The following is a 13219-nucleotide window of genomic DNA, read 5'->3' on the forward strand; positions in this document are numbered from 1 at the left end:
GTTAGTAGAGTTGCAATAACGCGAGGCGCCCATGTCGGCACGGGAACAGATCAGCGCACTAGAGCAAGGTATGAGTCGCGCCATCGTCGGCCAGCAGGATGTGATCCGGCGACTGATTATCGGTTTGCTCGCCAATGGCAATTTGCTGGTGGAGGGACTGCCAGGGCTCGCCAAAACCCGCGCCATTAAAGCGCTGGCGAATAACCTGCAAGCGGATTTCAGTCGTATACAGTTTACGCCCGACCTGCTCCCTGCGGACGTGACCGGCACGGATATGCTCTATCGGGACGAGCGGCAGTCCGCGTTTCGCTTTCACCCCGGACCGGTATTCGCCAACATCGTCCTCGCCGATGAGATCAACCGCGCGCCCGCCAAAGTGCAGTCGGCGCTGCTGGAGGCTATGGAGGAACGCCAGGTCACCGTGGCCGGCAATAGCCACAAGTTGCCGCCACTATTTATGGTCATGGCCACCCAGAATCCTATCGAGCAGGAAGGTACTTATCCACTGCCGGAAGCGCAAATGGATCGCTTTCTGATGCACGTACTGATCACCTACCCGCCGGTAGAAGACGAGGTGGAGGTGATCGAACTGGTGCGCGGAGAGGAAATTGCCGCAGCCCACGCAGCCACCCCAGACAAAGGTGCAGACGGTGGCGCCACAAAGCCGCAACAAGCCGCAACGCTCGTGCCGCAGCAGGCGGTGTTTGACGCACGCTGCGAAATAGCCGGTATCCATGTATCGGACGCCATGGCGCGCTACATGGCCGACCTGATCGATGCCAGCCGGTATCCGGCGAAGCTTTCCGACGAGCTGGCGCGCTGGATTGAGATTGGCGCCAGTCCACGGGGCTCTATTGCACTGGACAAGGCGGGACGCACCAACGCATGGCTGGAGGGGCGCGATTATGTGGATCCGCAGGATATCCACGGGGTAATTCACGACTGCCTGCGTCACCGCATCGGGCTCAGCTTTGAGGCCCAGGGGGAGGGCATCAGCGCAGACCAGGTCATTGATCTTCTGCTGAAAAATGTCGCCCTACCCTGATTCATCACGATACCGCCATGTTCAATTTTTTCACGCGCCAACGTAACCGCAGCCGCGCGGGTGTCGGTGGTATCAGCTCGCCGCCAACCGGCAACGACCGCCGCATCCATGTAGACCTGTCGCATCTGCAGTCACTGGAGGACGCCGCGGAATCACTGAATCTGCTACCGAGGCAACCGACCCGCAGCGTATTGGCCGGCCGCCACGCTTCACGCCTGCGCGGTCGCGGGCTCAACTTTGAGGAACTGCGTGAATACCGACCATCGGATGACGTGCGCGCAATCGACTGGAAGGTGACTGCGCGTACTGGCGAGCCCCACGTGCGCGTGTACACGGAAGAGCGCGACCGCCCCACACTCATTGTGGTGGATCAGCGCATGTCCATGTATTTCGGTACCCGCTTCGCCATGAAATCCGTCACCGCGGCGGAGACAGCGACACTCGCCGCGTTCGCGGTGCTCAGCCAGGGCGATCGTGTAGGCGGTATTGTCATCCGGGACGATGGGCTTTTCAGCCAGCGCCCCAAACGCTGTCGCACCGCGCTGACCCGATTCCTGAGCGAGCTCGCACGCGCCAACTGTGCGCTACATGCGGATGCGCCACCAGCCACCCCCACATCTCTGGACACGGTATTACAAGCAGTGGCAAATATTGCACGTCGCGATCACCTGATTCTGCTTATCAGTGATTTCGATGTGATCGGACCGGCCAGCGATCGACTGCTCGCCGGCCTCGCGCGCCGCAATGATGTGATACTGATGCCGGTGTCAGACCCGAGTGGCGAAGTTATGCCAAAGGGGTTTGTCAGCGCGATTTCTGACGGTGATCAACAGGCGACGCTTGATACCAACATTGGCGATATTCACACGGCCATGAACCGCCTAAACCGCGAGCGCCGTGCGGCCATCGAGCGCTGGCAACATCATTATGGAATCCCCCTGGCATCACTTTCTGCAGGTGCAGAAACCCTGCCACAACTCCACCGGCTGTTGGGACTGTCGTGCCCGCTAAACAGGAGAACCGCCGGTGCAGAATGAGCACACCAAACCCACGGAGGCAACATTAGCTGATCTGATCGCTCAGCTGGTACCGCCACCGGTACCCGAAGCCATTTCACTATGGCCTCAAACGGCGCTGGCTAAGACAATGTTCACAGTGCTACTTGTACTCGTATTCTTCCTGACCTGGAAAGCCTACCGTCACTATCGGCGCAATGCCTACCGGCGCGCCGCGCTGAGCGCTCTGGAAAACGCAGCTAATGACCCGGGAGTGATTGCCAGTATTTTACGACGCACCGCACTCGCCGTTTATCCGCGAGAGCAGGTCGCCGGACTCACCGGGAACCATTGGCTGGAATTCCTTAATCGCCAGTATTCCGGCACGGAATTTAACGGTGATCTGGGTGAGGCTTTATTGCGGGGTGCTTACCGCAGCTGCCCGCGGAACCCCCGACTGACTCAAGCGGCCAAAAACTGGGTCCGCCGTCATCGCAGCCAAATAGTGCCACCCCGTAAATCCAGGCCCGAAGGCTCGGAGGTGCCCCCGTGAGTGGATTAGCAAGCGGCCTTATGTTTAGTGCGCCCTGGGCCCTCTTACTATTACCGCTGCCCCTGCTGGTATGGTGGCTGGCTCCACCTCACCGCGAGCGCATCGCCGCTATACGCGTCCCCTTCTTCCAGCGCATCAGTGAGCGTCTGGGATTGATACGAGGCTCGGGCTCCGTTGTGCGCAAGCGCCGCTACTGGCAGTGGATTATCGGCACACTGGTGTGGCTACTGCTGGTTGCCGCCCTGGCGCGCCCGGAACTCGAAGGGGATGCCGTGACGCTCCAGAAACCAGCCCGAGACCTGATTCTCGCAGTGGATATTTCCGGGTCTATGGATCAGCAAGACTTCCTCAGCCCTGCCGGCGAACGGACTCAGCGGCTCGCCGGCGTCAAAAGTGTACTGGCGCAATTTCTCGGTGGCCGCGAGGGCGAGCGAGTGGCGCTGATCGTATTCGGTTCAAAAGCGTTTGTGCAGGCCCCACTCACCACTGACCTGGATACCGTACAGGAACTGTTGCAACTGACCGAAGTTGGTATGGCAGGCCCTCACACCGCTCTCGGCGACGCCATTGGCCTGGCGATCCGCCAGTTTGAAACCAGTGACATCCAACAGCGCCTGCTGATTCTGCTGAGTGATGGCAGTGACACCGCCAGCCGTATGAGCCCCATTAACGCCGCGGCCATCGCCGCACAACAGCGGGTCAAAATCCTCACCGTGGGAGTCGGCGATCCCCATGGAGAATCGGACAACAGGCTTGATATAGACACCATGACCGCCATTGCAACGCGCACTGGTGGGGAATTCTTTTTTGCCAATGATCAACAAGCCCTTGCCCGGGTGTACCAGCAGATAGACGCACTGGCACCAAAGAAAGTTGATAGCGAAACCTTTCGCCCCCGCCAAAGCCTTGCCTACTTTCCGCTGGCACTGGCATTGACGCTCGCAATGCTCAGCGTTGCATTACACATGCTCGAACGCGCAGACTGGCGCCGGGAGGCGGCCTCATGAACGGTGTCTTCGACGATGTGACCACGTTTATCTCCGCCTTCCACTTCTTACGTCCCCTGTGGCTATTGCTGTTACCTGTGATACTCGTGGTCTGGTGGGTTTTGCGGCGACCCGGCGGGCTTGAACAGAAAGAGACTTCTGGTGAACCTCATATCGCGCCACATCTCGCCAATGCTCTCCGTGTCGGAAAAAATGACAAAACTGGCTGGCCGCGCTTACTGCCCATCGACACCCTCGCCCTACTTCTGACGTTTCTCTGCGTGGCAACCGCCGGCCCTGCCTGGAGCCGGCTACCGAATCTATTGATGGCGCGCACTGCCCCTCTGGTCCTCGCCCTGGAGGTGACTTCGAGTATGACGGAGAAAGACGTTGCTCCGAGCCGCCTGGAACGCGCCAAACAGAAAATTTACGACCTGCTGGATCGCCGTGACGGTGCCCCCACCGCACTGGTCGCCTACGCAGGTACCGCCCACCGTGTCGTACCGCTGACCGAAGACCCGTACCTGATGCGCCCTTACGTGGAGGGGCTGGAAACAGATGTCATGCCGGAAGAAGGTAACAGCGCCGCCGCGGCCCTCAAGCTTGCGCAAGATATTCTGAAAAAAGAACAGACCAGCGGCAGCATCCTGTTTCTTACCGATGGTATCGAAAAACACGATATCTCCGCCTTTGCTCAGCGCACTCAGGACAATGGTCTTGGGTTTTTAATGCTGCTACCGAGCCAGTCCCCGATCCCAGGTGCAGAGCAAGTCAGCCGCGCGAGAGTCACCCGGGTAACACCCGATGCACGGGATATCGATGGGTTTGTCCGCTATTTTTCCAATAATTTCCGACAGGCATTGATAAACGATAAAAACCTGCAGTGGGAGGACCGTGGCTGGTGGTTTGCATGGCCAGCGGCAATCCTGGCGCTGCTGTGGTTCCGCCGCGGCTGGATCCTGCCAGTGTCGCAGCAAAAATCCACAGCCCTATCGACTGGTGTGGTACTCACTTTCCTTTTCACCGGACTGATAACAACCTCTTCCACCTCGCCCGTTGTCACCGCACAGTCTCTTACCTCCGCCGTTGCTCGGGATGCAATGCCCGCAGAAAATACTTTTCTCACCCGTGTTTTTACCCCCGATCAGCTGGGCCAATGGCTGTCGAACCGCAAAGAATACAGCCGCGCCGCCAATGTCTTTTCCGATACCTATCGACGCGGCTACGCCCAGTATCAGGCCGGGCAGTTTGAAGATGCGGCCAATACCCTGGCAGGCCTGAATAGCCCGGAAGCAATATTCACCCGAGCCATGGCACAGGTGAAAAGCGGCCAGTATCAGGACGCCATTACCGGCTTTGAACAGGTAGTGGCGATGAATTCGAATTTCCCTGGCGCCGATAAAAATCTGCGGCTTACCCGAGACATTCTTGCCTATATGGAAAAATCCCGCGGCGAGGAAGAAGAGAAAGAAGAGCAGACGCAAAGTGATCAAGACAACTACGACAAACAACAACAGGAGATTCAAGCGCCCGATAGCTCTCGCGATCCACAGCCGGTCGACCCGGAGCAGTGGATGTCGACCCTGGACACCAGCACCAGTACATTTATGAAACAGCGGTTTGCCGCTGAGGCCGCAGCACAAAAACGCGAGGGCAACACGCAATGAATCTGTTGAACTCTCGATTGCGCTGTATTCTGTGTGCGGTGATATTGCTGTGGGCAGCCAGCGCTTCTTCGGCGCAGTCCGCAAAAACTAACGCAACGCCGGCGAATATCGATACCCCCATTGTCAGAAGCACGCTCTCCCAATCCAACGTTGTTCCCGGTGAGGCGGTCACCCTGCAGATCACCGTGCTGGTACCCACCTGGCTGACCAAACCCGTAGAGTTCCCCACCATAGACCGGCCGAATCTGTCAGTAAGTGCGCCCGATAAATCCTCTGTCTCTACCAGTGAGACGATCAACGGGACAACCTGGTCTGGGGTGGTGCGCGAATATCTGCTCGTCCCCCTTACCCCTGGTGTGTTCAGGCTTCCGGCAACCAGCCTGGATATTCGCTACCGCAACCCCGATGGGGGCCCCGATATTACCCGCCAAGCTACCCTGGCGCAGGAGCCGATTACACTAACCGCTAGTGCGCCAGAAGGTGCCGAAGCGCTGGATCCCTATATTGCAGCAGATAATCTGAACCTCGAGCAGCGCATCGAAGGAACCCCCGAAAACCTGAAGCCGGGCGATAGTTTCAGCCGCACTGTTACAGCGTCTATACAGGGCTCAACGGTCATGTTCGTGCCGGCACTACTGACCACCGATGCCCCATCTGGACTGGCTGCTTACGCGGATACCCCAAGGACCAATGCGCAAAGTGATGGGCGCGTGGACGGCGAAAATGGAGGCAGCCGGGTTGAGAAAATCACCTATGTGGCCGAAACCCCACTAAAAGGCACCTTGCCCGCCATCACCCTCAGTTGGTATGACCTGAAGGACGGCGATATTAAGACAACCACTCTGAAACCGGTCAAAGTACACGTGAAGGGGGTCGCTGCCATCAGCGGTCTTTCACCCGCGCACTGGCTCGGGCTGCTGGCTCTGGGCATTGCCCTGCTCTGGCTGGCCAGAGAATACCTTTGGCCAACGATTACTCAGGTACGTGCGCAGTATCATCAAAGACGGGAAGCGGCGGGGACCCTTGCGCTTCGGCAGCTGCAATCGGCAATCAAACATCATAACTACTCCGTAGCTCTCAATGCCTCCATGACACTGAAAAAGCAGGCAGACTACGCAACCTCCGATATCCCACAGACCCTCTTCGCGCTCGGACAAGCCCATTACGGCAATACCCCGGCCTCGGCAAGCGCCGCACCACTCTGGCAAAAACTGGAACTGGCAACAGATGCCTACGTCGCTGGGCGCCGGCGTCGCGCGCTTTCATCCCCGTTGCCTCCCCTGAACCCACCCTGAGTAACCAGCGCATGCCAGGTAAGTGGAAACTGCCCAGTCTTACTCCCAACAGCGCTGTTATGAAAAAAAATTATCCGGCGCCCGCAGAGAAAATGAAAAAGACGAACTAAGGTTTAAGGAGTACCAAATTCAGAGTGGCCCCTCACTGCAATTTCTGGGGAAGTTCTATGCGTATTCCGGACAAGCTTCTCAGCCTTGCGCTGGCCACATTTATCCTTTTCCTGTCACCAGTCCTGACGCTCGCAGATTCCCCCGTTGACCCGCTTCCCTCATGGAATGAAAGCCAGACCAAGTCTGCAATCATCGAGTTCGTCAGCAAGGTGACCCGTAAAGGTTCCCCGGACTTTGTTGAACAGGGCCAGCGTATTGCCACCTTCGACAATGATGGCACCCTATGGGCAGAGCAACCCATGTACTTCCAGTTGTTTTACGCACTGGACCAAGTAAGAAAGATGGCGCCGGAGCACCCAGAATGGAAAAACCAGGAACCCTTCGCGTCTATTCTCAATGGCGATACGAGTAAGGTGATCGCCAGCGGCAAAGAAGGGCTGATGAAAATCATTGCCGCCACCCACGCCAATATGACCACAGAGGAATTCGCCAGTGCTGTGGCGCAATGGCTGAAAACCGCCAGACATCCAAAATACGACAAACCCTATAACGAACTGGTTTACCAGCCGATGCTGGAACTGCTGGATTACCTGCGGGCCAATGGTTTTCAAACCTATATTGTGTCCGGCGGCGGCGTGGACTTTATCCGTGTTTTTGCCGAGGAGACATATGGAATTCCGCCGAACCAGGTGGTCGGTTCCAGCTTAAAAGCCCGCTACGAAGTACGCGATGGCAAGCCGGTAGTCATCAAGCTCCCGGAGATAAACCTGATTGACGACAAGGAAGGGAAACCGGTCGGTATCCATCAGCACATTGGCCAGCGTCCTATTTTTGTTGCCGGAAATTCCGACGGCGACTATCAAATGCTGGAATGGGCCACCTCTGGTAGCGGCCCGCGCTTTGGTGTTCTGGTACACCACACAGATGCCAAACGCGAATGGGCCTACGACCGAAAATCCCATATCGGCCAGCTCCATCGAGGCCTGGATGACGCAGGCAAACACAGTTGGCATGTCATCGATATGAAGAATGACTGGAACAGGGTTTTCTCCTTCGACAAATCCCCAACCATTTCGAATCAGGCCACAGGCCTTTCACAATTGCGTTAGCACTGCCCTGGAGGGACACATGAGGAATATCCGTTTGCGCCGCCTGCTGAGGCTGCCAATTTCCGTTGCGGCAGCAGCGCTACTCACCATATGCCATACCGCTGCTCAGGCTCAGGATAAGCCCAATATCCTGGTAATCTGGGGCGATGACATCGGTGTGTGGAATATCAGCGCCAACAGCAAAGGCATGATGGGATACATGACGCCCAATATTGACCGCATAGCCAGTCAGGGGTTGTCGTTCACCGACTACTACGGGCAGCAATCCTGCACAGCAGGCCGCGCAGCCTTCATCGGCGGCAGTGTTCCTGTGCGTACGGGCATGACCAAAGTGGGTTTACCCGGTGCCAAAGAGGGCTGGCAGAAAACCGATGTGACTATTGCAACCGTCATGAAAAGTCTTGGTTATGCCACTGGGCAGTTCGGAAAAAATCACCAGGGTGACCGCGACGAACACCTGCCGGTAAATCATGGGTTCGATGTGTTTTTCGGCAACCTCTATCACCTGAATGCAGAAGAGGAACCGGAGAACCGGGACTACCCCAAAGACCCTGAATTTCGCAAGAAATATGGGCCGCGTGGTGTAATCAAGGCAACCGCTGATGGAAAAATCGAAGACACCGGTCCCCTGACCAAGAAACGCATGGAAACCGTAGATGAGGAGACACTCGCTGCAGCCATGGATTTTATCAAGCAGCAGGTAAATGCCGGCAAGCCTTTCTTTGTGTGGTGGAACGCAACCAGAATGCACTTCCGTACCCACGTTAAAGAAGAGCATAAGGGCTTATCCGGTCCGACCGGTAACAACTATCAGGATGGTATGGTTGAGCATGACCAGCATGTGGGGCAATTACTGAACCTGCTGGATCAGCTGAAAATCGCCGATAACACCATCGTGTTCTACTCGACTGACAATGGCCCCCACTTCAACACCTGGCCAGATGCCGGCACCACGATCTTTCGCAGTGAGAAAAACTCAAACTGGGAAGGGGCATACCGGGTTCCCGCATTTGTACGCTGGCCGGGGAAATTCCCCGCGGGTAAAACACTCAACGGTATTGTTTCCCACGAGGACTGGTTGCCCACTCTCGCTGCAGTAGGTGGTGCTCCAGACATCAAGAACAAGCTGCTCAAAGGTGTCAGCCTGAATGGCCGCAGCTACAAAAACCATATCGACGGTTACAATATGCTGGACTACTTTACCGGCAAAACGGAAGAGTCCCCCCGCCGTGAGTTCATTTATGTAAATGACGATGGTCAGATTGTGGCAATGCGCTACGATGCGTGGAAAGCGGTATTTCTCGAAAACCGCGGACAGGCGTTCGAAGTATGGCGCGAGCCGTTTACCGAGTTGCGTGTCCCTCTGTTATTCAATCTGCGCCGCGATCCATTCGAGCGCGCCCAACACAACTCCAACACCTATAATGACTGGTTCCTGGACAGAGCCTTTGTACTGGTGCCCATGCAGGGCATGGCAGCGCGCTTCCTCAAATCCATGGAGGAATACCCCCCCAGTCAGACACCGGGTTCATTCAATCTCAAGAAGATCGAGGAACAGTTGAAGGCCGGTGCAGGCGGCAGTAACTGACTTTCTCGGCGCCATGAAAAAAGGCCCATACCTTACGGCATGGGCCCTTTTTCCTGCCGTATCAGCGACTAATTCGGCGAATACCAGATGGGGGAACTGAAAGCGCGCTCCTGTAGAACCATCGGTACTTCTTTATCCATTTCAACCCCGTTTCGCACCTTGTCGAACAGCGTCCAACGGGGCGTCGGTATCTCAAGTACCCGGGCGTAGTACACCGCTTTGTGCCTGGGATTGAATTCCTTATCCTCGAAAAAGCCGATCAGCTGGGCATCACCAATACTATTGGTGTATTCCGCCGTTTCCAGATTGACGGTATTTCCGACCTTCTGAATATGCCCGGTACCGTCATCCTTACGATTTCCCGACCATCTCACGTTGTAAACTTTCTCGTGTGCGCGACCATTTCCATCCACCCACCCTTTGACAATCTGCAGCCGATCGAGATTGGCGCCATCCGGGTCTTTTAACGCCGCCAGTAGAAAGCGGATTGATTTCGTGGAGCCGTTGCCAGTTAACTTGCCCCCCATGGGCACACCCTTCTGATAGCCTCGCTTAACCAGGTCTGCTTCGGCATCCTGCGATACAAAATCAAAGCCACCAAAGAACCGCAGTGTCATACGCGGACCGGTGGTGGCAAATGTTTCCTTCCGCATCATGGCGTCCCAGATAGCTTCGCGGGTATTCTCCGTTGCCCAGACACCGGTCAGTCCGGATGCTGCCTGCTCCCAGCCCATGTAACTGCCACTGGGCCCGGTCAGCAACGGAAAGTCCCAGCGCTCTTTATTGCTGGGCTCCAGGGTTTTGAATTTACCAAAGAAGTTGTCTTCTTCTGTGGTACTCAATCCCACATGGTTGTCGGTACCCCCGTTCGCACCGTACTGGAAGGGGTTGGTACCCAATTCGGTTTCGATTCGCATGCCATCAATCAACGCCGGGCGCCAGTACTCGTAGCGAAAGGATCCTTTCGGTTTTGGCTTCAATATCAGGTTTCCACGGTCCCAAAGATCCCAGTCCGCAAACTCATCTTCCGGAGAGAGACTGGGGTGCGACTCACTCTGCCCCTTGATTTGAGTGATCTCGTAGAGTGGCTCAAACCGCGCGCGCATTTGTGCCCACTCACTGGTCATGGGCGAGCCGTCAAAGCGCTTGTGCTCAAACATGCGGCCGTTGGACATATTGCCGTTGTGGGGAATGGCGAGTACCCGACCGCCGGTCTTGTCCTCATAGGCGGCCATCCACGCCCACAGCTTTTCCGGGTCCTGTGTTTCAAAGGTGGTCAATGGCAGTAGGCGACGGGTCTTGCTGGCGTCATCGCGGAAGATCACATTGCGGTGCAGGTTATCACCACCGTCCGCATTGACCGTCCATTCATAGGCGATAAAGGTAGTGAATTCGCCGGGACGGTAATATTTTTCTGCCGCATCGACGGTTTTTTCCCAGGCGGATTTCATCCATTTAGGGTCCATCACCGTTTTCGGCAGCCGGCCCTCGGACTGCATCACAATCAATTCGCTTTTGGCATCTGCTGCGGCCTTTTCATCGCCGGAATTGAGCGCATCGTGCCAACGCTTCAGAGTTTCATCCGCTATCATTTCCGGGTTTCCGGCAATCAGCTCGTTGATTACGCCCATCCCGTCAGAATGGTCAGTGATCATATACCAGTCGTACGGGCGGGCGAGCCTCGCCTTGAGCCCCGAATTGGATTTGACTTCCTCCCCGGTGGCGAAGCGATAGGCATCTTCCGGAGAAAGAATCGCCCCATCCATGCCTGCATCCGCAGACCAGCCGGTGTGCACATGGGTATCGCCAAAATATGCCTGCACGGGATAACCAGATGGGGAAGACTGCGACGCTGACGCTGATTTCCCAGACATTTCCGGATTTGGTAAGGGCGCTTTTCCAGTTGTATCCACATGCTGGTCATCCGCTCTACCAAGTTCTTCCTCGATCAGTGCGCCGTCTTTTTCGTCTGGGGCGGCGCCTGCACTTCTTCCATCAGGATCACCGCCACAGGCAATCAGAAAAAAACTCAATGCAAGTGCAACACCTGTCATTCCGCGCTTAAGCATGATGAATTCCCTGTTAGATAGTAAGGACGCCGGAGTTGTCTGGAAATGGACCAGTGATTCTGGTTTCGCGTGAGTATAGAACCGGGGGTAGCGACGAACATTGCGGTGGCGCAAGAGAGACTTTGTTCCCGGAGCGTCGACACCCTATTCGGGCTTCTATAATCTTCCCGTTCGTCAGTGTGAATAATCTGCCACACACAGCACCGCGCAATCCGCACACCATTACCGTTTTATGGGGGAAACATGGCCCAGGGCTCGAGAAAGGCTGTTCTATACGCCATCTGTGTAAACGCCATCATCACAGTGCTCAAGGGAGTGGCGGCTCTCGCGACTCATTCCGCCGCAATGATGAACGAAGCGGTACACAGCCTGATGGATACCCTAAACCAGATTTTTCTGCTGATCGGGTTAAAGCGCGGTGGACGGCCCGCGGACAGCCACTATGCGTTTGGCCACGGGCAAAAGAAGTATCTGTGGAACCTGTGGAGCGCCATCGGCCTGTTCTCCATCGGCTGTGGCCTTGGCCTCGCCCATGCATGGCACGCCTGGCACAACCTCGACCAGGTTGATCGACCAGAGGCGATTTCGGTTCTCGGTTTTGACATCGCGCCGATCTGGGTTTCCGGTGTGGTGCTGTTTATCGCCCTGGTGCTCGAAGGCTACGTGCTGATGGTCGCCGCTAAAGAGTTCTTTTCACGCATGCGCGCCGAGGGCAGGAAAAACCCGTTTCGGTACCTGGCCGATGCGGATGACCCCACTCTCATCGCCGTACTGCTTGAGGACAGCATCGCGGTAACTGGCGTTATCCTCGCCGCTACGGGTATCGGACTAACCCAGACTACGGGTAATCCCATGTGGGATATCGGCTTCTCGGTTTCCATTGCGGTCATGCTGGGACTGACGGCCATCTTTCTCGGCATGATCAACATGCGCTACCTGACGAATATCCGCGACAAGGACGCCGAGCGCGCATTTCACGAGATCATCAAACATCACCGGGAGGTTGAACGGTATCACGACCTGAGATCAGTGATTGTGGATGACACCCACACGGTCGTCGTTGCGGAAATCGAGGTGCGCGAAGAGGTTTTGATGCGGGGCATGAACGACCGCATTGACCGGCATGAGCAGCAACTGCTGGAAAGAGTAGCGGAGCATCGCAGAAATGACGCCGTTCTCGAGTACGCCGAGACACGCGCCATCGTGCAGGCGACCCTTGAAGCAACGGAAGAGTTAATCGATGAGCTCGAGGCCGAACTAAAGCAACGTTGCCCCCGGGTGTTTCACCTAACCATCGAGATCGATGGTATCGCAGCACCGTCGAAACTGGATGTGCCGGAGCAACTGAGAGGGAAATCCCTCTGATCGCCCCTGTCGTGCCAATTCGCTCCGGCGACACGCGACTCGAGAGAACGGCAGTGCCTGCACAATCTGCGGGCACTGCGGTCCGGATCACTTGGGTGGTAGGGTCCCGGCAAACTCGACACCCCGGGTCACCCATCCGTCCAGGTCTGCGGCGATTGCATCTTCTTCCACATAAACCATTCCTTTCAGCGGGCGGCCGGTGAAATCCATGGGCCGTGTGTAGCGTTCGCCAAGTGCCGCCTGATAGTTGTCCGGCCCTACTCGCACCATCAATTCCTCACCCACCACGCCACAGGCCATATTGCCATTCAGCATAAAGGCCAGCCCGCCAAACATCTGCTTCTCACTCAGGCCATCTTCTTCCTGCAGTACTTCACGGACTTTTTCTACCAGTTCTTCACTGTACGACATGGCTAACTCCTTCGTTTTATATCAA

Annotated in this window: 11 protein-coding genes; 9 read left to right on the forward strand and 2 right to left on the reverse strand. The window is 56.4% G+C overall.

Annotated features, from left to right (window positions below):
- Positions 1-31 precede the first annotated feature (31 nt).
- The 8 genes from AU11_RS05715 (at position 32) to AU11_RS05750 (ending at position 9349) form a co-directional block, all read left to right on the forward strand.
- Positions 32-1045 carry a MoxR family ATPase gene (locus tag AU11_RS05715; protein ID WP_043317105.1) on the forward strand — a complete coding sequence of 338 codons (1014 nt, stop codon included), beginning with the start codon at positions 32-34 and terminating at the stop codon, positions 1043-1045.
- 17 nt (positions 1046-1062) lie between these two features.
- Positions 1063-2082, forward strand: a complete 1020-nt coding sequence (locus tag AU11_RS05720) for a DUF58 domain-containing protein (RefSeq protein ID WP_081847955.1) — start codon at positions 1063-1065, stop codon at positions 2080-2082.
- Positions 2072-2593, forward strand: coding sequence for a DUF4381 domain-containing protein (locus AU11_RS05725; protein WP_051686988.1), 522 nt, complete (start codon positions 2072-2074; stop codon positions 2591-2593). The genes AU11_RS05720 and AU11_RS05725 overlap by 11 nt, the downstream gene beginning before the upstream one ends.
- Positions 2590-3600, forward strand: coding sequence for a VWA domain-containing protein (locus AU11_RS05730; RefSeq protein WP_231491596.1), 1011 nt, complete (start codon positions 2590-2592; stop codon positions 3598-3600). The genes AU11_RS05725 and AU11_RS05730 overlap by 4 nt, the downstream gene beginning before the upstream one ends.
- A complete protein-coding gene (locus AU11_RS05735) occupies positions 3597-5246 on the forward strand; it encodes a VWA domain-containing protein (protein WP_051686989.1) in 1650 nt (549 codons plus the stop codon). Before AU11_RS05730 ends, AU11_RS05735 begins: the two co-directional genes overlap by 4 nt.
- Positions 5243-6541: a BatD family protein gene (locus tag AU11_RS05740; RefSeq protein WP_043317109.1), complete on the forward strand. Its 1299-nt coding sequence runs from the start codon at positions 5243-5245 to the stop codon at positions 6539-6541. The genes AU11_RS05735 and AU11_RS05740 overlap by 4 nt, the downstream gene beginning before the upstream one ends.
- 167 nt (positions 6542-6708) lie before the next feature.
- Positions 6709-7761 (forward strand): HAD family phosphatase, encoded by a 1053-nt coding sequence (locus AU11_RS05745; protein ID WP_051686990.1) that lies wholly within the window; start codon positions 6709-6711, stop codon positions 7759-7761.
- 19 nt (positions 7762-7780) lie between these two features.
- A complete protein-coding gene (locus AU11_RS05750; protein WP_051686991.1) occupies positions 7781-9349 on the forward strand; it encodes an arylsulfatase in 1569 nt (522 codons plus the stop codon).
- Positions 9350-9417: 68 nt separating this feature from the next.
- Here AU11_RS05750 and AU11_RS05755 read toward each other — a convergent pair whose 3' ends face one another.
- Positions 9418-11418, reverse strand: coding sequence for a DUF3604 domain-containing protein (locus tag AU11_RS05755; RefSeq protein ID WP_043317110.1), 2001 nt, complete (start codon positions 11416-11418; stop codon positions 9418-9420).
- Positions 11419-11661: 243 nt separating this feature from the next.
- Here AU11_RS05755 and AU11_RS05760 point away from each other — a divergent pair, with 243 nt between their 5' ends.
- Positions 11662-12783 carry a cation diffusion facilitator family transporter gene (locus AU11_RS05760; protein WP_081847956.1) on the forward strand — a complete coding sequence of 374 codons (1122 nt, stop codon included), beginning with the start codon at positions 11662-11664 and terminating at the stop codon, positions 12781-12783.
- Between the two features lie 87 nt (positions 12784-12870).
- Here the strand turns inward: AU11_RS05760 and AU11_RS05765 are convergent, their stop codons facing one another.
- Positions 12871-13194: a TfoX/Sxy family protein gene (locus AU11_RS05765; RefSeq protein ID WP_043317113.1), complete on the reverse strand. Its 324-nt coding sequence runs from the start codon at positions 13192-13194 to the stop codon at positions 12871-12873.
- Between the last annotated feature and the right edge of the window lie 25 nt (positions 13195-13219).

It is taken from the genome of Microbulbifer sp. HZ11, assembly GCF_000708675.1.
Taxonomy (GTDB): Bacteria; Pseudomonadota; Gammaproteobacteria; order Pseudomonadales; family Cellvibrionaceae; genus Microbulbifer.